Annotated in this window: 15 protein-coding genes and 3 pseudogenes; 7 read left to right on the top strand and 11 right to left on the bottom strand. The window is 69.9% G+C overall.

All coding sequences use genetic code 11. From position 1 onward, the window contains the following. Positions 1-2 precede the first annotated feature (2 nt). On the bottom strand, positions 3-620 hold the full coding sequence (locus tag ACIBJF_RS38955; protein ID WP_399181170.1) for a TetR/AcrR family transcriptional regulator: 618 nt from the start codon (positions 618-620) through the stop codon (positions 3-5). Between the two features lie 232 nt (positions 621-852). Between ACIBJF_RS38955 and ACIBJF_RS38960 the strand changes: the two genes are divergently transcribed. The 4 genes from ACIBJF_RS38960 (at position 853) to ACIBJF_RS38975 (ending at position 5,128) form a co-directional block, all read left to right on the top strand. After that, positions 853-1,821, top strand: a complete 969-nt coding sequence (locus ACIBJF_RS38960; protein WP_399181172.1) for a tetratricopeptide repeat protein — start codon at positions 853-855, stop codon at positions 1,819-1,821. A 624-nt stretch (positions 1,822-2,445) separates the two neighbouring features. Beyond that, the gene (locus ACIBJF_RS38965) at positions 2,446-3,084 is read left to right on the top strand and encodes a DUF6230 family protein (RefSeq protein WP_399181174.1); all 639 of its coding nucleotides are present in this window, start codon (positions 2,446-2,448) and stop codon (positions 3,082-3,084) included. Between the two features lie 117 nt (positions 3,085-3,201). Next, positions 3,202-3,768, top strand: coding sequence for a DUF6114 domain-containing protein (locus tag ACIBJF_RS38970; protein ID WP_399181175.1), 567 nt, complete (start codon positions 3,202-3,204; stop codon positions 3,766-3,768). Then, a complete protein-coding gene (locus ACIBJF_RS38975) occupies positions 3,758-5,128 on the top strand; it encodes a hypothetical protein (protein WP_399181177.1) in 1,371 nt (456 codons plus the stop codon). The genes ACIBJF_RS38970 and ACIBJF_RS38975 overlap by 11 nt, the downstream gene beginning before the upstream one ends. Positions 5,129-5,226: 98 nt before the next feature. Here ACIBJF_RS38975 and pyk read toward each other — a convergent pair whose 3' ends face one another. The 3 genes from pyk to pta form a co-directional block, all read right to left on the bottom strand. Beyond that, complete coding sequence (gene pyk / locus ACIBJF_RS38980; RefSeq protein WP_399181179.1) at positions 5,227-6,657, bottom strand: pyruvate kinase; 1,431 nt, start codon at positions 6,655-6,657, stop codon at positions 5,227-5,229. Positions 6,658-6,744: 87 nt separating this feature from the next. Then, complete coding sequence (locus ACIBJF_RS38985; protein WP_399181181.1) at positions 6,745-7,965, bottom strand: acetate kinase; 1,221 nt, start codon at positions 7,963-7,965, stop codon at positions 6,745-6,747. A gap of 23 nt (positions 7,966-7,988) precedes the next feature. Further along, complete coding sequence (gene pta, locus ACIBJF_RS38990; protein WP_399181183.1) at positions 7,989-10,064, bottom strand: phosphate acetyltransferase; 2,076 nt, start codon at positions 10,062-10,064, stop codon at positions 7,989-7,991. 209 nt (positions 10,065-10,273) lie between these two features. On the opposite strand from pta, the gene ACIBJF_RS38995 reads away from it, so the two are divergent. After that, positions 10,274-11,299 carry an ATP-dependent 6-phosphofructokinase gene (locus ACIBJF_RS38995; RefSeq protein ID WP_351800077.1) on the top strand — a complete coding sequence of 342 codons (1,026 nt, stop codon included), beginning with the start codon at positions 10,274-10,276 and terminating at the stop codon, positions 11,297-11,299. Here the strand turns inward: ACIBJF_RS38995 and ACIBJF_RS39000 are convergent. The 6 genes and pseudogenes from ACIBJF_RS39000 to ACIBJF_RS39025 all read right to left on the bottom strand — a co-directional run bounded on the left by ACIBJF_RS39000 (position 11,296) and on the right by ACIBJF_RS39025 (position 17,691). Continuing rightward, complete coding sequence (locus ACIBJF_RS39000; protein ID WP_399181185.1) at positions 11,296-12,006, bottom strand: helix-turn-helix domain-containing protein; 711 nt, start codon at positions 12,004-12,006, stop codon at positions 11,296-11,298. The two genes, ACIBJF_RS38995 and ACIBJF_RS39000, sit on opposite strands and share 4 nt — an antisense overlap. Before the next feature lie 141 nt (positions 12,007-12,147). Next, positions 12,148-12,975 (bottom strand): carbohydrate ABC transporter permease, encoded by an 828-nt coding sequence (locus ACIBJF_RS39005; RefSeq protein ID WP_399181187.1) that lies wholly within the window; start codon positions 12,973-12,975, stop codon positions 12,148-12,150. Between the two features lie 7 nt (positions 12,976-12,982). Next, positions 12,983-13,839: pseudogene (locus ACIBJF_RS39010) on the bottom strand (carbohydrate ABC transporter permease). Continuing rightward, positions 13,836-15,178: pseudogene (locus tag ACIBJF_RS39015) on the bottom strand (extracellular solute-binding protein). The pseudogenes ACIBJF_RS39010 and ACIBJF_RS39015 overlap by 4 nt, the downstream one beginning before the upstream one ends. Positions 15,179-15,370: 192 nt before the next feature. Then, the gene (locus ACIBJF_RS39020; RefSeq protein ID WP_399181189.1) at positions 15,371-16,063 is read right to left on the bottom strand and encodes a response regulator; all 693 of its coding nucleotides are present in this window, start codon (positions 16,061-16,063) and stop codon (positions 15,371-15,373) included. After that, positions 16,060-17,691 (bottom strand): ATP-binding protein, encoded by a 1,632-nt coding sequence (locus ACIBJF_RS39025; protein ID WP_399181191.1) that lies wholly within the window; start codon positions 17,689-17,691, stop codon positions 16,060-16,062. The genes ACIBJF_RS39020 and ACIBJF_RS39025 overlap by 4 nt, the downstream gene beginning before the upstream one ends. Positions 17,692-17,846: 155 nt before the next feature. Between ACIBJF_RS39025 and ACIBJF_RS39030 the strand changes: the two genes are divergently transcribed. Then, positions 17,847-19,226 carry a cation:dicarboxylate symporter family transporter gene (locus ACIBJF_RS39030; RefSeq protein ID WP_399181193.1) on the top strand — a complete coding sequence of 460 codons (1,380 nt, stop codon included), beginning with the start codon at positions 17,847-17,849 and terminating at the stop codon, positions 19,224-19,226. A gap of 92 nt (positions 19,227-19,318) precedes the next feature. Here ACIBJF_RS39030 and ACIBJF_RS39035 read toward each other — a convergent pair whose 3' ends face one another. Next, positions 19,319-19,960 carry a TetR/AcrR family transcriptional regulator gene (locus ACIBJF_RS39035; RefSeq protein ID WP_399181195.1) on the bottom strand — a complete coding sequence of 214 codons (642 nt, stop codon included), beginning with the start codon at positions 19,958-19,960 and terminating at the stop codon, positions 19,319-19,321. 144 nt (positions 19,961-20,104) lie between these two features. Here ACIBJF_RS39035 and ACIBJF_RS39040 point away from each other — a divergent pair. Beyond that, a pseudogene (locus ACIBJF_RS39040) lies at positions 20,105-20,296 on the top strand (MFS transporter); the annotation flags it as partial. Between the last annotated feature and the right edge of the window lie 223 nt (positions 20,297-20,519).

The raw sequence follows: 20,519 nt of genomic DNA on the forward strand, positions 1-20,519 counted from the left end.
GGCTACGCCGCGCCCGTCAGGCCCAGCAGCAGCACGCGCGTGAAGTCGCGCACCCACTCCTCGTCCGCCGGTTTGCCGCTCACCAGCGTGCGGTGGACCACCGCGCCCGCGACCACGTCGAAGATCAGGTCCACCGTGCGGGCGGACTCCTCCGGGTCGGGTTCCGGGGGGAGTTCGCCCCGGCACTGGGCGCGGGCGCGACCCTCCAGAACCAGACGCATCTGGCGCTCCACGATGGAGGCGCGGATGCGCTCGCGCAGCGCGTCGTCGCGGGTGGACTCGGCGACCACCGCCATCAGGCCGCTCTTGGCCTCCGGACGGGCCAGGATGGCCGCGAACTGCAGGACCACGCCCTCGATGTCGGCGGCCAGGCTGCCGCGGTCGGGAAGCTCCAGCTCGTCGAAGAGTTCCGCCACCGCGTCGCACACCAGCTCGGGCTTGCCGGCCCAGCGGCGGTACAGCGTGGTCTTCGCGACCCCGGCCCGGGTCGCCACGTCTCCCAGGGTGAGCTTGGACCAGCCCAGTTCCACCAGCGCCGCCCGGGTCGCGGCCAGGATCGCGGTGTCCGCTGCGGCGCTGCGCGGGCGCCCGGTACGGCTGGCGGGAGTGCGGCTCTGCATCCCTCGACCATAACCGGCGGGATCTGTGCGGTCGTGAGGGAGATCACCGGGTAGTGGTGTCGCGCGGGGTCCGCATGGCATTACGCTACGAGTCGTAGCGAAAGCGCGTGAGGCTCGTGAGGGACGTACACGGGGCGCACGCGAGCGGTGACCACGGGGGCGTGGGGTGGGGACCCGGCGCCCGCGCACGGCACTTTTTCATTCCGGCGCGGTGACAGGGGAGGATAGACGCATGCAGCCACGGAACATGTCCATGAGCGGCGTCGTCGACCTCGCCGCGGTGAAGGCGGCCCAGGAGGCCAAGGCCAAGGCCGAGCAGACGCGCGCCGAGGCCGCCCGGCAGGGCGGCACGGGGCCCGTCGCCCCGGCCGATCTCGTCATCGACGTCGATGAGGCGGGCTTCGAGAGGGACGTCCTCCAGCGTTCCGCCGAGGTTCCCGTCGTGATCGACTTCTGGGCCGAGTGGTGTCAGCCCTGCAAGCAGCTGAGCCCGGTCCTGGAGCGGCTGGCCGTCGAGTACAACGGGCGCTTCCTCCTCGCCAAGATCGACGTCGACGCCAACCAGATGCTGATGCAGCAGTTCGGGGTGCAGGGCATCCCGGCCGTGTTCGCCGTTGTGGCCGGACAGGCGCTGCCCCTGTTCCAGGGGGCGGCCGGCGAGCAGCAGATCCGGCAGACCCTGGACCAGCTGGTGCAGGTGGCCGAGCAGCGGTTCGGCCTCACCGGTCTGACCGTCGACCCGGACGCGCAGCCGGGCCAGGTGGCCGCGGAGCAGCAGGTCGGGCCGTACGACGCGGCGCTGAACGCGGCCGCGGAGGCGCTGGACGCGGGAGACCTGGGCGGCGCCATCCGGGCCTACCAGAACGTGCTGGCCGACGACCCGGCCCACCCCGAGGCCAAACTCGGTCTGGCGCAGGCCGAGTTGCTGCAGCGGGTGCAGGGCTTCGACCCGCAGAAGGTCCGTCAGGAGGCTGCGGAGAAACCGAAGGACGTCGACGCGCAGATCGCCGCCGCCGACCTTGATCTGGTGGGCGGCCATGTCGAGGACGCCTTCGGGCGGCTGATCGAGACCGTGCGGCGTACGGTGGGTGACGACCGGGACGCCGTGCGGCGCCGGCTGCTCGAACTGTTCGAGGTCGTGGGGCCCGAGGATCCGCGCGTGGTGGGCGCACGAAGGGCCCTGGCGCGCGCCCTGTTCTGACCAGTCGCTAAACGCCACGGCTTGTGATGCCGGGGTGAAAGGTTTGCCGACGAGTCGTCACGACGGCTCTGCTTTACCAAATCTTGGTAATCGCGCAAACTGTTACTCGGAGTAAGTCGAAGCCGTTGGTCTGTCTGGTTTCATCCAGAGATCAACGGCTTTGCTCTGCCCTTGGATGCCACCCAGCGTCGCGCTCCGAGTCCGGTCGGTCGTCCTCCGGTTATCCGGCCGTTACTAGCCAGTAACGAACCCCCTTGTGCCCGGGCCGAGAATGCACCACGATCGGCGACGCTCGGTCCATTCCCGTACCCCGGCAGCCGGTCGGGTCACGGGAGAATCTGGGTCCCCACCGAGCAGAGCCGGCGGCAGTGGCGTCGGCTCTAGGACAGGGGGGTCTTCGTCCACTCGGCGGAGCCTGTCCAGCAAGGTTGTGCGTGATGCGTGTCAGGCGCGACCAGTGGTTGTCGCTCGGGGGTGATCGCCGGTGATTCGGGCGCGGTTCGCGCCGCCGAGCGCGGGCGCTCTCCTTCCCGAGGACGTAGCACTTCTCCCATCCCTGCCTGGCCGAGCCGCGATTCCGGGGCGAATCCGGGCCAGGAGATGTACGTCCGAGAAGGAGGAAATATGGAGTCCCAGGTGCGTGGCGGGACCAGATGGAAGCGGTTCGCTGTGGTCATGGTGCCCAGCGTTGCCGCGACGGCCGCGATAGGTGTCGCCCTCGCGCAGGGCGCTCTCGCCGCTTCGTTCAGCGTGTCCGGTCAGTCGTTCAAGGTGAGCGCCGACTCGCTCGAGGGCAAGGGTTTCGAGCAGTACGGCGCCCTCGACAACGGCTATGAGCTGAACGGCAAGAAGACGCTCCACCCGGTGGCCGTCTCGGCGTTCACCCACGCCGAGATCACCAACCTGTGCCAGTCCGTGGTCACGCCCGACGTGCCGATCTTCGGCAAGGTCAGCCTGATCCTGCGGGCCGGTGGCCCGGGGCACGACAAGGTCGAGGCCGACCGGATCTACATCGACGTCGCGGACCTCAACGCCGACGCCACCTTCAACAACATCGACATCGGTGTTGCCGCCAAGGACGCCAGCAAGGGTCCGGGCATGAAGGGCGGGGGCGAGCAGGCCAACCCGTACGGCTTCGCACAGCAGGCCGACTCGGCCACGCTGACCGACGTGAAGCAGACGGCGTGGGCGACCACCGCGGGCACCTTCAAGCTCAGTGGTCTGCACATGTCGCTGTCGACCGACGGCGCGGAGTGCTACTAAGCACTCGTTGACGGGCGGGGGAGCCGATGGCGCCCCCGCCCGTCCCCTCTCCGGCCGCGTTTTCACACGCGGCACACATCGCCACCACAGCAACGCCGCACCAGGGAGCTGTTTTCCATGAGCGCCGAGACTCCTGCCGCCGCGCCCGGCCAGTTCACCCGCCGGAGGCTGCAGTTCCGCGCCTGGCGGGGCACGCGTCCGTTCTGGGCCGGCCTGTACGTCCTGCTCAGCGGTCTTCCGATCATCTACTTCCCCTACTTCCATCTCCAGCTCGGTCATCTGACGCTGGCGATGGCGACGACGGCGGGAGCGGGATCCCTGATCATCGGCGTACTGCTCATCGTCCTGGGCATCAGCCTCTGGTTCCAGAAGCACGTACGGACGTTCGCGGGCATCGCTGCGATCCTGCTGGCGCTGGTGTCTTTGCCCGTGTCCAACTTCGGCGGCTTCATCATGGGCTTCCTGCTCGCCCTCATCGGCGGGGCGATGGCCGTGTCGTGGGCGCCGGGCGCGCCTGCGCAGCCGCAGCCGCAGCCGCAGCCGCCGGCCGAGGCGGCCCCGGACGAGGGCGGTGCCCCGCAGGCCGCACCGCTGCCCGGGCAGCGCACGGACGCGGTGAAGTCGAACGACCTGTCAGGAACGAGCCCGGCCAACGGGGCGAACGGGAGGCACAGTGCCGGCTGACGAGGTGACCCGCGGGACCGATGTGGACGGGTCCCGCGCGAGAACCGGGCCCCGCCACGCGGCACCCAGGAAGCCGCTGTTCACCAGGTTCCACATGCCGGCCGGGAAGGCCATAGCCTCCGTGGCGATGCCGACGGCGGTGCTGATGGGCATGGGCTTCACGTCCTCGCTGGCCCTCGCGGCCGGCAACGGCAGCAGCCCGTCCCCGTCGCCGACGTCCAAGAGCCTGACGGCGGACGAGTACAAGGACTGCGTGACGGCGCTGGACGCGTCCAAGGACGCCTCGTCGTCGCCCTCGCCGTCGGCCTCCAAGAGCGGTGACACGGCCACGCCGTCGCCCTCGGCGAGCGCCGACGCCAAGGACTCGAAGGACACGCAGTCCGGCGACTCGGGCAAGACCTCTTCGCCGGATTCAGGTTCCGGCGACAAGGCCACGCCCCAGCCGACCGCGACCTCCGGCTCGGACTCGGGCTCCGGCTCGTCCGATCCGTCGTCGGGTTCCGGTGCCGACACGGCCACCCCCACCCCGTCGGCGTCCAAGAGCAGCGGCGGCCTGCTGGGCACCCTCGGCGACACGCTCGGCGGCATCCTCGGCGGCGGCAGCTCGGACTCGTCCGGCTCCTCCGCGAGCCCGGCGCCGTCCGCCACGCCGTCGGCGAGCGCGTCGCCGGACTCCTCGGCGAAGCCGGACTCGTCGTCGACCGGTTCCAAGCTGTCCGACACCGTCGACGACACCGTCTCCAAGGCCACCAAGACGGTCGGGGACACGGTGAAGAAGACCACCGACACGGTCTCCAAGACGGCCGGGGACGCCACCAAGACGGTCCAGGACGCGGCCGGGTCGGCCACGCCGAGCCCGTCCGCGAGCTCCTCGACCTCGGCGGAGAACTGCCCGGCGGCCACGACCGACGAGGGCGGCGTCGACAACAAGGTGCCGGTGGCGGACGACCCCTGGTACCTCAGCGCCAGCTCGCTGCTGCTCAAGGGCGCCGACTACCAGGGCATCGTCCAGGTGAAGACGGCGTCCGGCACCACCAAGAAGGTGCTCAAGTACGTCATCTCCGACGGCACGGACATCGGCGACCTGCACCAGACGGTGAAGGACAAGCTCTCGGGCAAGACCTACCACGTGCAGGCGGCCAAGGGCTCGACCTCCACCATCCGGGGCGGCTCCACGGTGATGTACACCGAGAGCATCTCGGGCAACCTGTTCGGTCTGATCCCGATGACGTTCACGCCCGACAGCCCGCCCCCGCTGAACCTCCCGCTGATCTACTTCACCAACGTCCACGTGGTCCAGGCGGCACAGTTCGGCGGCAACCTGCACGTGCCCGGCATGCACGTGTACACGACCGACTGACCGGTCCTGCAAAGCCCGTTCGGGAGCCGCACACAGCTGAGGGCGCCCCCTGGTCCAGGGGGCGCCCTCAGCGCCGTTCAAGGCCCTTGTGGGGCTCGTCAGTTGTTCTGCGTGCCGCCGAGGTGGTGGACCCGCAGCATGTTGGTGGTGCCGGGGACGCCGGGGGGCGAGCCGGCGGTGATGATGACCGTGTCGCCCGCGTCGAAGCGGCCCAGCCGGGCGACCTCCTGGTCCACCAGGTCGACCATCTCGTCCGTGGTGTTCACGAACGGCACGACGTGCGGCTCCACGCCCCAGCTCAGGGTGAGCTGGTTGCGGGTGCCCTCGTCCGTGGTGAAGGCGATGATCGGCTGGGTCGCGCGGTAGCGGGAGAGCCGGCGCGCGGTGTCACCGGACTGGGTGAAGGCGACCAGGCCCCGGCCGCCGAGGAAGTCGGCGATCTCGCAGGCCGCGCGGGCCACCGAACCGCCCTGGGTGCGCGGCTTCTTGCCCGGCACCAGCGGCTGCAGGCCCTTGGAGAGCAGCTCCTGCTCGGCGGCCTGGACGATCTTCGACATCGTCTTGACCGTCTCGACCGGGTACGCGCCCACGCTGGACTCGGCCGACAGCATGACCGCGTCGGCGCCGTCCAGGATCGCGTTGGCCACGTCGGAGGCCTCGGCGCGGGTCGGACGGGAGTTGGTGATCATCGACTCCATCATCTGGGTCGCCACGATCACCGGCTTGGCGTTGCGCCGGCACAGCTCGATCAGGCGCTTCTGCACCATGGGGACCTTCTCGAGCGGGTACTCGACGGCGAGGTCGCCGCGGGCGACCATCACACCGTCGAACGCCATCACGACGTCCTCCATGTTCTGCACCGCCTGCGGCTTCTCCACCTTGGCGATGACCGGGACCCGGCGGCCCTCCTCGTCCATGACGCGGTGCACGTCCTGGACGTCCTTGGCGTCCCGGACGAAGGACAGCGCGACCAGGTCGCAGCCCATGCGGAGGGCGAAGCGCAGGTCCTCGACGTCCTTCTCGCTCAGCGCGGGCACGTTGACGGCCGCGCCGGGCAGGTTGATGCCCTTGTGGTCGGAGACGACACCGCCCTCGATGACGATCGTCTTCACCCGGGGGCCCTCGACGTCCAGGACCTTCAACTCGACGTTGCCGTCGTTGATCAGGACCTGGTCGCCGCGCGAGACGTCGCCCGGCAGCCCCTTGTACGTCGTACCGCAGATGCTCTTGTCGCCCGGCACGTCCTCGGTCGTGATGACGAACTCGTCACCTCGCTCGAGCTCGACCGGCCCCTCGGCGAAGGTCTCCAGGCGGATCTTCGGGCCCTGCAGGTCGGCGAGGACGCCGATGGGCCGGCCGGTCTCCTTGGACGCGGCCCGGACGCGGTCGTACCGCGCCTGGTGCTCGGCGTGGGAGCCGTGGCTGAAGTTGAACCGGGCCACATTCATGCCCGCCTCGATCATGGCGACGAGCATCTCGTGGGAGTCGACCGCGGGGCCGAGAGTACAGACGATTTTCGAACGGCGCATGGGGCGATCCTATCGGTTTGTTTCGCTACGGAATATTCCGTCTGGCGGAAGATACAAATGAGTGCCGCACCGCTCAGGTGCTGCTATTCAGTTGTTCTTTCCGACCAGTGCGTAGGTCTGCGTCGCGATCTCCAGTTCTTCATCCGTCGGAACCACGGCCACCGCCACCCGTGCCGACTCCGGCGAGATCAGCCGGGGCTCGCCGGAACGCACCGCGTTCAGCTCCGGGTCGACCGCCAGGCCGAGGCCCGCCAGGCCCGCGATCGCCGCCTCCCGCACGGGCGCGGCGTTCTCGCCGACGCCGGCCGTGAACGCGACCACGTCCACCTTCCCCAGTACGGCGTAATAGGCGCCGATGTACTTCTTGAGCCGGTGAATGTAAATGTCGAACGCGAGAGCGGCCTCTTCGTCACCCTCGTCGATCCGGCGGCGGATCTCCCGCATGTCGTTGTCCCCGCACAGACCGAACAAACCGCTCCTCTTGTTGAGAAGAGTGTCGATCTCGTCCATGGACATTCCGCCAACCCGGGCCAAATGGAAGATGACGGCCGGATCCACATCACCGGAGCGCGTACCCATCACCAGGCCCTCCAAAGGAGTGAGCCCCATGGAGGTGTCCACGCACCGGCCCTTCTCCACCGCGGACGCCGAGGCGCCGTTGCCCAGGTGCAGCACGATCACGTTGACCTCGGACGGGTCCTTGCCCAGCAGCCGCGCGGTCCGGCGGGAGACGTACGCGTGCGAGGTGCCGTGGAAGCCGTAGCGGCGGATGCGGTGCCGGTCGGCGATCTTCGGGTCGAGCGCGTAGCGCGCCGCCGACTCCGGCATCGTCGTGTGGAACGCGGTGTCGAAGACGGCGACCTGGGGCAGGTCGGGGCGCAGCGCCCGGGCGGTGCGGATGCCGGTGAGGTTGGCCGGGTTGTGCAGCGGGGCGACCGGGATCAGCCGCTCGATCTCGCTGAGCACCTCGTCGTCGATGACGGTCGGCTCGGTGAAGAACATGCCGCCGTGCACCACCCGGTGCCCGATCGCGGCCAGCTCCGGCGAGTCCAGGCCAAGGCCGTCCCGGCTCAGCTCCTCGGCGACCGCCTTGAGCGCGGCGTCGTGGTCGGCGATCGGCCCGGTGTGCTCACGGGTGTCGCCGGAGGTGACGCAGGTGTGCTTGAGCCGGGAGGTCTGCTCGCCGATGCGCTCCACCAGGCCGACGGCGAGCCGGCCGGTGTCACGCATGTCGAGCAGCTGGTACTTCACCGACGAGGAGCCGGAGTTCAGAACGAGGACGCGGCTCGCCGCGAGATTCTCTGACACGGTGATTCGGATGCTCTCTGTACTCAGTTGGCGGGCGTCTGGGCCTGGATCGCCGTGATGGCGACGGTGTTCACGATGTCCTGGACGAGCGCGCCCCGGGACAGGTCATTGACCGGCTTGCGCAGACCCTGCAGGACCGGTCCGACGGCGATCGCGCCGGCCGAGCGCTGCACGGCCTTGTAAGTGTTGTTGCCGGTGTTGAGGTCGGGGAAGATCAGCACGCTGGCCTGGCCCGCGACCTCGGAGCCGGGCAGCTTGGTCGCGGCGACGGACGGCTCCACGGCCGCGTCGTACTGGATCGGACCCTCGATCTTCAGGTCGGGCCGCCTGCTGCGGGCCAGCTCGGTGGCCTCGCGCACCTTCTCGACGTCGGCGCCCGAGCCGGAGGTGCCGGTGGAGTACGACAGCATCGCGATCCTCGGTTCCACGCCGAACCGCGCGGCCGTACCGGCGGACTGGACGGCGATGTCCGCGAGCTGCTCGGCGTTCGGGTCCGGGTTGACCGCGCAGTCGCCGTAGACCAGCACCTTGTCGGCCAGGCACATGAAGAAGACGGACGAGACGATCGAGGACTCGGGCTTCGTCTTGATGATCTCGAACGCGGGCCGGATGGTGGCCGCCGTGGAGTGCACCGAGCCGGAGACCATGCCGTCGGCCAGGCTCTCCTGGACCATCAGGGTGCCGAAGTAGTTGACGTCCGAGACGACGTCGTAGGCCAGCTCCACGGTGACGCCCTTGTGGGCCCGGAGCTGGGCGTACTTCTCGGCGAAGGAGTCGCGCAGCTCGGAGGTGGCCGGGTCGATCAGCCGGGTGTCGCCGAGGTCGATGCCCAGGTCGGCGGCCTTCTTGCGGATCTGGTCCTCGGGCCCGAGCAGGGTCAGGTCGCACACGCCCCGGCGCAGCAGCACCTCGGCCGCGTGCAGCACCCGCTCCTCGGTGCCCTCCGGCAGCACGACCCGCCGCTTGTCGGAGCGCGCCTGCTCCAGCAGCTTGTGCTCGAACATCATCGGGGTGACCCGGTCGCCGCTGGGGGCGCTCACGCGCGCGGCCAGCCCGGCGGTGTCGGCGTACCGCTCGAACAGACCGAGCGCGGTCTCCGCCTTGCGCGGGGTGGCCGCGTTCAGCTTGCCCTCCAGGGAGAACAGCCGCTCGGCGGTGGGGAAGCTGGTGCCCGTCACGGAGAGCACCGGGGTGCCCGGGGCGAGGCGGGCGGCCAGGGTGAGGATCTCCTCGCTCGGCACCTCGTTCAGGGTGAGCAGGACGCCGGCTATCGGAGGGGTGCCCGCGCTGTGCGCGGCCAGCGAGCCGACGACCAGGTCGGCGCGGTCGCCCGGGGTCACCACCAGGCAGCCGGGGGTCAGGGCGCCCAGCAGGTTGGGCAGCATGGCGCCGCCGAAGACGAAGCCGAGGGCGTCCCGGGCGAGCCCGGAGTCGTCGCCGAGCAGCACCTTGGCGTCCAGGGCGTGGGCGATCTGGGAGACGGTCGGCGCGGACAGCGCGGGCTCGTCGGGGACGACGTAGCAGGGCGCCGGCAGCCGGTTCGCGAGCTGCTCGGCGATCTCGTCGCGGTCCTCGCGGGCCACCCGGTTGGTGACCATCGCCAGCACGTCGCAGCCCAGGCCGTCGTAGGCGCGGTAGGCGTTGCGGGTCTCGGCGAGCACCGACTCGGTGGTCTGCCCGCGGCCGCCGACCACCGGGATCACGGAGGCGCCGAACTCGTTGGCGAGGCGGGCGTTCAGGGACAGCTCGTCCGGCAGCTGGGTGTCGGCGAAGTCGGTGCCGAGGACGAGGACGACGTCGTAGTCGCGCGCCACCAGGTGGAAGCGGTCGACCAGCGCGGAGACCAGCTCGTCGGTGCCCTGCTCGGCCTGGAGCGCGGACGCCGCCCGGTAGTCCATGCCGTAGACCGTCGCCGGATCCTGCGAGAGGCGGTACCGCGCCCGCAGCAGCTCGAACAGCCGGTCGGGGCCGTCGTGCACGAGCGGACGGAACACGCCCACCCGGTCGACCTGCCGGGTCAGGAGCTCCATGACCCCCAGCTCCACGACCTGGCGGCCGTCACCGCGGTCGATCCCGGTCACGTACACGCTGCGCGTCACGCGTCCACTCCGTTTCTCATGTCGTGTGACCTGTAAGCCTTGAATGTCGCGTCGGCGGCATAAAAATCGCCCACCAAGGTGAGCAGAACCCTCTTGACAATACCCCTGGCCCCGGATAAGGCGCCCGTCAAGTTCCTCACTGCCCCGGTGGACGTGAAACAATCGACACTGGCTCACCGGTAACGACAGCGAGCAGGAGACACAGCACGATGCGCATCGGAGTTCTCACCGCAGGCGGCGACTGCCCCGGCCTGAACGCCGTGATCCGGTCGGTCGTGCACCGGGCGGTTGCGCAGTACGGCGACGAGGTCATCGGCTTCGACGACGGCTACCGGGGTCTGCTCGACCGGCACTACCGCACCCTCGACCTGGACGCGGTCAGCGGCATCCTGGCCCGCGGCGGCACCATCCTCGGCTCCTCCCGGCTGGAGCGGGACCGGCTGCGCGAGGCCTGCGCCAGGGCCACCGACATGGTCGAGGAGTTCGGCATCGACGCGCTGATCCCGATCGGCGGCGAGGGCACGCTGACCGCGGCCCGCATGCTCTCCGACGCGGGCCTGCCGGTCGTCGGCGTCCCCAAGACCATCGACAACGACATCTCCTCCACCGACCGCACCTTCGGCTTCGACACGGCCGTCGGCGTCGCGACGGAGGCGATGGACCGCCTGAAGACCACGGCCGAGTCCCACCAGCGCGTGATGGTCGTCGAGGTCATGGGCCGGCACGCCGGCTGGATCGCGCTGGAGTCCGGCATGGCCGCCGGCGCCCACGGCATCTGCCTGCCCGAGCGCCCCTTCGACCCCGCCCACCTGGTCAAGATGGTCGAGGAGCGCTTCGACCGCGGCAAGAAGTTCGCCGTCATCTGCGTCGCCGAGGGCGCCCACCCCGTGGAGGGCACCATGGACTACGGCAAGGGCGAGATCGACCAGTACGGCCACGAGCGCTTCCAGGGCATCGGCACCGCGCTGGCCTACGAGCTGGAGCGGCGCCTCGGCAAGGAGGCCAAGCCGGTCATCCTCGGCCACGTGCAGCGCGGCGGCGTGCCCACCGCCTACGACCGCGTCCTCGCCACCCGCTTCGGCTGGCACGCCGTCGAGGCCGCGCACCGCGGCGAGTTCGGCAAGATGACCGCGCTGCGCGGCACCGACATCGTGATGGTGCCGCTCGCGGAGGCGGTCACCGAGCTGAAGACGGTTCCCAAGGACCGCATGGACGAGGCGGAGTCGGTCTTCTAGACCGCTCTGTCGGTGTTCTGGACCGTCCTGTCCGCCACGCTCTTCCAGAAGTTCTCCACGATCCGGTCGAGGAACTCCCGGCCGGACTCGCTGGCGCTTCTGCTGCCGCCGCCCCAGCTCAGGGTGGCGGCCATGTGGCCCTGGTAGTCCTCCTGCAGTTCCTGCAGGACGGCTTCGAGGACGCTCCGGTCCACGGGCGCCAGCTTCGCCACCGGACGCACATGGGCCTGCCAGCGGGTGGTCACCGCGCTGTGCAGCAGTTCGGCGAGCTTCGCCTCGCGGCCGGTGACGGCGACGAAGTCGGGCAGGGCGAGATCCAGCACCCGGGCGAGCGCGGCCGACTGGCGCTCGCTGCCCCGCCACTGCCCGCTCTCCTCCATGCGCAGGTAGGTGCGCAGATCCATGTCCACGGCACGGGCGACGTCCTCGGGCGCGACCGCGCGGGCGATGCGGTGCTCGCGCAGGGTCTGCGGCCGGCCGAGGAGTTCACCCGGGGAGCACCACAACACCCCGGCCAGCGCGGTGAGTTCCGGATGGCTGGGGGCGGCGGCGCCGCGTTCCCAGGCGATCACCAGATCGGGTGTGACGTACGGCAGCCCGTACGAGGCCCGCATGCCGTAGGCGACGTGCTCGGGGCCCATGCCGAGCGCGGCGCGCAGCCGGCGAGCCGCCGGGGCGTTGAAGGGGGGAGCTGAGGGTTGGCGCACCTCGCACAAGCTAGAGGTGCCGTGACGGCATGGCTACGGTCTGTTCGGACAGGATCACGGATTGGCGGAACGCACAGTTCCGGCCGTTCGGTATGTAACGGACGGACCGGCCTTCCGGCTCATCCCTTGACCACCTCTCCCTCACCCCTTGACCGCCCCGCCCAGCGCGAATCCGCCGCCCAGCCTGCGCGCCACCAGGACGTAGAGCAGGATCACGGGCGTCGAGTAGATGACGGAGAACGCGGCGAGCTGGCCGTACGCCACCATGCCCCGGTTGCCGAAGAAGTCGTTGATGCTGACCGAGGCCGGCATCTGGTCCGGGGTGAGCAGCAGCATGAACGGGACGAAGAAGTTCCCCCACATCATCACGAACGAGAACACCGTGACCACGGCGAGCCCCGGCCCCATCAGCGGCAGCACGATGCGGACCAGGGACTGCAGCGAGGACGCCCCGTCCGTCCAGGCCGCCTCCTCCAGCTCCTTCGGCACGCCGTCCATGTAGTTCTTCATCAGCCAGATGGCAAAAGGGAGTTGGGAAGCGGCGAAGAACAGGATCGTGCCCTGCAGGGTGTCGATCAGGTTCACCCGTACGAACAGTGCGTACACCGGCACCATGATCGCGGTGATCGGCAGGCTCGCCGCGAACAGGATCGACAGCAGGAACGGCCGGTTGAGCCGGGAGGGGAACCGGGAGAGCGGATACGCGGCGAGGGCGGCGCAGGCGACGGTCAGCGCGGTGGCGCCGCCGCACAGGATCAGGCTGTTGAGCAGCGGTGTGTAGGTGATGTCCGGGGTCAGGATCGCGTCGAAGTTGCCGAAGGTGAACCCGTCCGGGACCCTCACCCTGAGGTCCGCGTGCGCGTCCACGGAGGACAGCACCACCCAGGCCAGGGGCAGCGCGAAGGCGACGGCCACGACGAGGAGCGAGACATCGGCGGCGAGCCGCCGCGAGGTGCGCTTGCGGGGCATCCGGGCGTCACACCTCCGTCCGCAGCAGCCGCAGATAGACGACCGAGAACAGCGATCCGACGAGCAGCAGGAGCAGGGCGACCGCGGTGCCGTACCCGATCATGCTGTTCTGGAAGGCCTGTTCGTACATGAACAGCGGCAGGGTCTGGCTCTTGTCGCCGGGCCCGCCCCGGGTCATCACCCAGATCAGCCCGAAGACGGACAGCGTCTGCAGGGTGTTGAGCATCAGTTGGTGCCGATGGAGCGCCGGATCATCGGCAGGGTGATGTGCCACATCCGCCGCCATCCGCCGGCCCCGTCCACCTCGGCGGCCTCCGTGATCTCGGCGGGCATCTCGTCCAGCGCGGCGGAGTAGACGAGCATCGAGAACGCCGTACCGCGCCAGACGTTGGCGAAGGACACGGCAAGGATGGGCAGCGTGAACAGCCAGTTCTGGCCGGGCAGGTGCAGCCGGTCCACGATGGCGTTGAGGGTTCCCTCGCGCCGGAAGAAGGCGTACAGCAGGAACCCGGCGACGACTTCCGGCAGCACCCACGCCGTGACCACGACCCCGCCGGTGAGCGTGCGCACCGGCTTCGAGGCCCGCTTCATGAGCGCGGCCAGGGCGAGCCCCAGGGTGTTCTGCCCGATGAGCGAGGACAGCACGGTGAACACCAGGGTCAGCCAGACGGCGTTCAGGAACGCCTCGTCCTGGAAGGCGTGCCGGAAGTTGGCGAACCCGACGAACGACGAGTGCGCCTGACCGGTCAGCTGCAGGTCGGTGAAGGCGATCCAGACGCAGTAGGCGATCGGCCCGGCGAGGAAGAGCAGGAGGAGGACGACGGCGGGGGTGAGCGGGAGCGCGCGGCCGATCCGGCGCGTCATTTGCCGACCACTTGGCCGCCGGTCACGTCCTTGAGCGTGTCGTCGTACCCGCTCGCCGCCTTCTCCACCGACTGGTCACCCGTCGTCACGCCCTCCATGGCCTCCTGGATGGCCGTCGACACCTTCGGGTACGCCGGATACGCGGGCCGGTAGTGCGTGCTGGACACCAGGTCGGTGAAGAACCGGATGCCGGGCTGGGCGGAGGCGTACGAGGGGTCGGCGGCGACGTCCTTCCGTACGGAGATCCCGGAGTTGGCGATGTACCACTTCTTGGCGTTCGCCTCGGTCTGCATGGTCTTGATGAAGTCGAAGGCGAGGTCCGGGTTGCCGGCCTTGGCCGGGACGGCCCAGGTCCAGCCGCCGGACATGCTCACCTTGCCCGGGGCCTGCCCGGCTTGCGTGGGCATGTACGCCAGCCCCAGCTGTCTGGACCAGTCGGGCCACTCGTGCCCGCTGCCCGGCAGCCACTCCTGCGGCAGCCAGGAGCCGTCGAGGTCGATGCCGAGCTTGCCCTGGGGGAGGAGCTCGCCGTTGACGCTGGTGGCGAAGTTGGGGTCGAGGGCGTCGGAGACGTCGGGCCCGAGCTTCTCCTTGTAGACGGTCTCGACGAACCTCAGCGCGTCCTTGAAGCCCTGGCCGGCCGTGATCCATTTCTTCGTCGTGCTGTCGTAGAGCGGGTCGGAGGTGCCGTCGCCCGTGCCGTACAGGAGCATCTCGAATCCCTGCATGGTGGCGCGCTCACCCGCCGGCTTGCCGGTGTAGACGTTGAGCGGGGTGACGCCGGGGACCTTCCGCTTGATGGTCCGGGCGGCGGCGAGGACGTCGTCCCAGGTCTTCGGCTGCCAGTTCTCCGGTAGCCCGGCCTTCTTGAACACCCGCTTGTCGAACCACAGCCCACGGGTGTCGGTCCCGTCCGGAACGCCGTAGGTCTTCCCGTCCTGTCCCTTCGCGGCCGCTTTGGCGGTGTCGATGAACTGATTCCAGTCCGGCCACTTGGCGAGGTACGGGTCGAGGGGCTTCAAGTACCCGCTGGTGATGTCGGAGTTGATGAGGAACGTGTCCTCGTAGACGAGGTCGGGCGCGGTCCTCGGGGAGCGGAGCATCTGCTGGAGCTTGGTGTAGTACTCGGCGTCCGGGGCCTTGATCGGCACGAACTCGACTTTCTTCCCCGGGTACTTCTTCTCGAAGTCCTTCTTGATCGCGGCGAGGTAGGTGTCCATCACCTTCACGGAGTTGTCCGTGGACTGCTTCCGGAGCCGTTGCCGCACGCGGTGAGGGCGCTTGCGGCGAGAGCGGCGGCGAGGAGGGCGGAATAGGCGGCGGTGGGGCGCACGGGCATGACCTCCTGAGGGCGCACTGCTGAGTGGCCAGGCGGTTGCCGTGCGAAGGTAAGAGGAGTGGTCTAGTCAGGTCAATGAGCTTGCGCGGGATTGGAGTTGGCGTTCAGCTCGGGTCGTGCGCCTGCATCGCGACCACGCCGGTCGCGGCGGACGTGCGGACATGCGGCCGAGCCCGCCGGGACGCGCTGCTCTCACCGCCCCTGCGCCACCCACCGGTACACCAGCTCCGGCCTCCCCACCTGCCCGTACACCGGCTTCCGCGCGGCCCGCCCCGCCTCCACCAGGTGCTCCAGATAGCGTCGCGCGGTGATCCGGGAGATGCCGACCGCCTCGGCCACCCCGGCCGCGGTCAGGCCCTCGGACGCCTCCCGCAGGGCTCCCGTCACCCGCTCCAGCGTCGGACCGCTCAAGCCCTTCGGCAGGGCCGCCGGTGACGGCGCGCGCAGGGCGGCCAGTGCGCGGTCGACCTCGTCCTGGCCGCTCGCCTCGCCCACCGCCGCGCGGAACTCGGCGTAGCGGACCAGGCGGTCCCGGAGCGTGGCGAAGGTGAAGGGCTTCAGGACGTACTGGACGACGCCGAGCGAGACACCCTCGCGGACCACCGCCAGGTCCCGGGCCGACGTCACCGCTATGACGTCCGTGTGGTGGCCGGCCGCCCGCAGGGAGCGGGCCAGCTGCAGCCCGTGCACATCCGGCAGATGCAGGTCCAGCAGGAGCAGGTCCACGGGCGTACGGTCCAGGAAGCGCCGGGCCTCCGCGCCCGTGTGCACCTTGCCCACCGCGACGAATCCCGGCACCCGGCCGACGTACAGGACGTGCGCGTCGGCGGCCACCGGGTCGTCCTCGACGACCAGGACGCGGATGGGCTGCTGCTCGTTCGTCATCTGCTGCCACCCGTGGGGGTCCGCAGCGGCAAGCGCACCTCGAACACCGCTCCGCCCTCGCCGTCCTCGTCGGACTCCGTCACCGTCAGCGTGCCCTCGTGGCGGTTCACCGCCTGCCGGACCAGGGCCAGCCCGAGGCCCCGCCCGCCGGGCCCGGCCGGCTTCGTCGAGTACCCCCGCTGGAATACCAGGTCGGCATGGTCCGGGTCGACACCGGGGCCCGTGTCGGACACCCGCAGGACCACCTCGGTCTCCGAGGCGTACGCCGTGACCGTCACCCGTGCCCGGACGCTGCCCTGCGCCGCGTCCACCGCGTTGTCGATCAGGTTGCCGAGGATCGTGACCAGGTCGCGGGCGGACAGGTCGGCCGGGAGCAGGCCGTCGTCCAGGCGGCTGTCCTCCGACACCACCAGCTCCACGCCCCGCTCGTTGGCCTGGGCCGTCTTGCCGAGCAGCAGGGCGGCGAGCACCGGTTCACCGACCGCCGCGACCACCTGGTCGGTCAGCGCCTGGGCCAGCTCCAGTTCCGCCGTGGCGAACTCCACCGCCTCCTCGGCCCGGCCCAGCTCGATCAGCGACACCACCGTGTGCAGGCGGTTGGCGGCCTCGTGCGCCTGCGAGCGCAGCGCCTGGGTGAAGCCCCGCTCGGAGTCCAACTCGCCCATCAGGGATTGGAGTTCGGTCACGTCGCGCAAGGTCACGACCGTTCCCCGGCGCTCGCCGCCCGACACCGGGGAGGTGTTCACCACCAGCACCCGGGACGCCGTCAGGTGCACCTCGTCCACCCGGGGCTCGGACGACAGCAGCGCGCCGGTCAGCGGGGCCGGCAGGCCCAGGTCGGCCACCGAGCGGCCGATCAGCTCGGTGTCCGGAGCCCCGAGGCCCAGCAGCTCCCGTCCGCCGTCGTTGATCAGCGCCACCCTGTACTGCCCGTCCAGCATCAGCAGGCCCTCGCGGACCGCGTGCAGCGCCGCCTGGTGGTAGTCGTGCATCCGGCTCAGCTCGGTGGCGTTCATGCCGTGGGTATGGCGGCGCAGGCGCGCGTTGATCACATACGTGCCGACCGCGCCGAGCAGCAGGGTGGCCCCCGCGAAGCCGAGCAGGGCCGTGACCTGGCCCTGCACCCGGGCGCTGATCGCCTCCACCTTGATGCCGGCGCTGACCAGGCCGATGACGCGGCCGTTCTCCTCGACCGGGGTCACCGCGCGCACGGAGGGGCCTAGGGTGCCGGTGTAGGTCTCGGTGAAGGTGTGGCCGTGCAGGGCGGGGCCGATACGGCCGAGGAAGCGTTTGCCGATCTGTGTCCGGTCGGGGTGGGTCCAGCGGATGCCCGCCGGGTTCATGATCGTGACGAAGTCGACGTCCGCGTCCCGCATGACCATGAGCGCGTACGGCTCCAGCTCCACCGTGGGGTGGGAGGTGTGGATCGCCGAGCGGACCGAGGGGGCGTCCGCGATCGAGCGGGCCACCGCGGTGACCTGGCGGACCGCCGCGTCCTCGGCCTGCCGCTGGTCGCTGACGTAGGTGAACAGCGCGTACCCGGCCACGACCACCGCTATCAGCACGGCCTGCATGGCGAACAGCTGGCCCGCGAGGCTGCGGGGCCGGGGGAGGGACGGGAAGCGCATGTCAGCAGTGTGCCTCCCCGGTTAAGTGTGAACTAAATGAACGGAAGGGTGACCGCCCTCACAGGGCGGGAGATAGTCACGGCATTCCCCAAGCAACGCCCGGACGTGAGCCGCACGCCGGTTGTTCACCGACGAAGACGTCAAGGAGGGCAGTCGTGGCCGCCACAAGCCCCGATACGGCACCTGCCGCACCCCGCGTGAAGCGGGACCGGACCCATTACCTGTACATCGCCGTCATCGTGGCGGTCGCGCTCGGCATCGCCGTGGGTCTCATCTGGCCCGACGCCGCGGTCCAGCTGAAGCCGCTCGGTACCGGTTTTGTGAACCTGATCAAGATGATGATCTCGCCGATCATCTTCTGCACGATCGTGCTCGGCATCGGGTCCGTACGCAAGGCCGCCAAGGTCGGCGCCGTCGGCGGTATCGCCCTCGGCTACTTCCTCGTGATGTCGCTCGTCGCGCTCGCCATCGGGCTCGTCGTCGGCAACGTCCTGCACCCCGGTGACGGGCTGCACCTGACGAACGCGATCAGGCAGACCGGGCACGCCCAGGTGTCCCCGGACGCGCTGCCGCCCGTCGACTTCGTGCTGTCGATCATCCCGACCACGTTCGTGTCCGCCTTCACCGAGGGCCAGGTCCTGCAGACGCTGCTGGTGGCGCTGCTCGCCGGGTTCGCGCTGCAGGCCATGGGCTCGGTCGGGCAGCCGGTGCTGCGCGGCATCGAGCACATCCAGCGGCTCGTCTTCCGCATCCTGTCGATGGTCATGTGGGCCGCGCCGGTCGGCGCCTTCGGTGCGATCGCGGCCGTCACCGGTTCGGCCGGGCTGGACGCCCTGAAGAGCCTCGCCGTGCTGATGCTCGGCTTCTACGTCACCTGCGTGCTGTTCGTCTTCGTGGTGCTCGGCGCGATCCTCCGGGTCGTCGCGGGCCTGAACGTTTTCTCGCTGTTCAAGTACCTGGGGCGGGAGTTCCTGCTGATCCTGTCCACCTCCTCCTCCGAGTCCGCGCTGCCGCGGCTGATCGCGAAGATGGAGCACCTGGGCGTCAGCAAGCCGGTCGTCGGCATCACCGTGCCGACCGGTTACTCCTTCAACCTCGACGGCACGATGATCTACATGACCATGGCCTCGCTGTACATCGCGGACGCCCTGGGCACGCCGATGTCCATCGGCGAGCAGATCCCGCTGCTGCTCTTCCTGCTGCTGGCGTCCAAGGGCGCGGCGGGTGTCAGTGGCGCGGGCCTCGCCACCCTGGCCGGCGGGCTGCAGTCGCACAAGCCCGCGCTGGTCGACGGGGTCGGCCTGATCGTCGGTATCGACCGGTTCATGAGCGAGGCCCGCGCGCTGACGAACTTCGCGGGCAACGCGGTCGCCACGGTGCTGGTGGGCACGTGGACCAAGGAGATCGACAAGGAGCGGGTGCGGCAGGTGCTCGCGGGCTCGCTGCCGTTCGACGAGACCACGCTGATGGACGAGGGGCAGGGGACGGTCACCGAGCTGCCCGGGCCCAGGGACGGGGAGTTGGCCAAGGCCTGACCCCGCAGAAGGAACTGCGGATGCCCGGCCCCGCCTGTACCCGGGCCGGGCATCCGGGAACCGCCGCCGGGCGGCTGGGTCATCCCCGTGCCTCAGTCGCCCGGCTTCCGCCGTTCCTCGCCACTCACCCTGGCCACCAGCGCGGTGGCCGTCGAGGCGGGCACGCCCGCCGCGGTCAGCACCGTGACCGCGGCCGAGCGGCCCGCCTCCCGTGCTGTCAGGAGGCCGTCGTTCACCGCCTCCATCACCGCGAAGAGCGTCTGCTCGTGCACGTACGCCAGGGCCGGCGCCGGCAGCGGTGAGCTGAACACTCCTTCGTCCAGGCCCTGTTGGAGCTGCCGGACCTTGCCCGCGCGCAGGGGGGCGAGACGTTCGCGGATGCCCTGGACGGTGACCGTGCGCTGGGCCAGGGCGATCAGCAGCCGGTAGCGGTCGGCGATCTCCCAGATGGCGAGCACCGAGCGGGCCACCGCCTCCGCCGGGTCGGGCACCCCCTCGCGGGCGTGGGCGTCCGCGTCCGCCAGCGCCGCCACCGCGCCGTCGACGAGAGTGCTGATCAGCGCCTCACGGCTGGGGAAGTGGCCGTACACCGTCCGTCGTACGACTCCCGCGGCGCGCGCGATCTGGTCCATGGAGGCGTCGGGATCGCGCAGCAGTTCGGCGAGGGCGACGTCGAGGATGCGGCGCCGGTTGGCGTCGGCGCGGCTGGTGTTACCCGTGGTCATGGGCGTCATTCTGCCTTCCCCGCCAACTTGCACAGTGCTGTGCAACGGCGTACATTGCACATCGTTGTGCAATTGCACGTCGCTGTGCAAATCTACTCCGTGTCTCACGTTGTCCCACGTTCTCGTCGCGTACCGAGGAAGGCGACCCCTGCCATGCGACTCGTCATGACCGAACCGGTCGAGAAGATGGAGCGCCCCTACGCCCGGCGCTGGTGGGCACTGCTCGTGCTCTGCCTGAGCCTGCTGATCATCGTGATGGCGAACACCGCCCTCACGGTCGCCGCACCCGACATGACGAAGGACCTCGGCCTCTCCAGCGCCGACCTGCAATGGGTGATCGACGGCTAGGAGCCGTAACGGAATTACTGACGGTTTTCGCACGGATCCGGTGCGTGCGGTGGTATACGGGCTGGCATGGGGATATCGGATGAGGTCCTGGCGGTACTGGATGTGAAGTTCGCCGCGGTGCTGCCACATCTGGACGAGCGGCAGCGGCGCTTGTATCTGGCCTCCGAGGCCAGGGCGTTGGGGCACGGCGGGATCAAGGCCGTGGCCGGACTCACGGAGG

This window comes from Streptomyces sp. NPDC050743 (genome assembly GCF_044456925.1).
Lineage (GTDB): Bacteria > Actinomycetota > Actinomycetes > Streptomycetales > Streptomycetaceae > Streptomyces.